1 pseudogene is annotated in these 581 nt (G+C 53.7%); it reads right to left on the bottom strand.

Annotated features, from left to right (window positions below):
* Window positions 1-514, bottom strand: a pseudogene (locus tag ALO43_RS06525) (IS5-like element ISPsy2 family transposase); the annotation flags it as partial.
* Window positions 515-581 lie beyond the last annotated feature (67 nt).

Here is a 581-nt window from a genome sequence, read left to right as displayed (position 1 = left end):
AGTACTGGTTACCTTTCTTGGTTTGATGCATCTCAGGATCGCGTTTGCCATCCTTGTTCTTGGTCGAACTGGGCGCGTGAATCAGCGTGGCATCGACGATGGTGCCTTGACGCAACGACAAGCCACGGTCGCCCAGATAACCATTAATTACGCCGAGAATCCCGGTCGCCAACTCGTGCTTTTCCAGCAGACGACGGAAGTTGAGAATGGTGGTTTCGTCTGGAATGCGCTCCAGGCTCAGGCCTGAAAACTGACGCAGGATGGTCGTCTCATACAGCGCTTCTTCCATCGCCGGATCGCTGTAGCCGAACCAGTTCTGCATCAGATGAACACGCAGCATCGCCATCAGTGGGTAGGCGGGCCGGCCACCTTCTCCTTTTGGATAATAGGGCTCAATCAGGGCAATCAAACCTTTCCAGGGCACCACCTGATCCATCTCGATCAGGAACAATTCCTTACGGGTCTGCTTGCGCTTGCCGGCATACTCGGCGTCGGCGAAGGTCATCTGTTTCATCATCGAAAAGCTCGGCGACTGGTGTCCGGAGATTTTGCCAAATTAGGAAGTCTTTTTCAGAGTTTCC

Source organism: Pseudomonas tremae, from assembly GCF_001401155.1.
GTDB lineage: Bacteria > Pseudomonadota > Gammaproteobacteria > Pseudomonadales > Pseudomonadaceae > Aquipseudomonas > Aquipseudomonas tremae.
The sequence above is the reverse complement of the archived record's forward strand: the minus strand, read 5'-3'. Positions and strand labels throughout refer to the sequence as shown.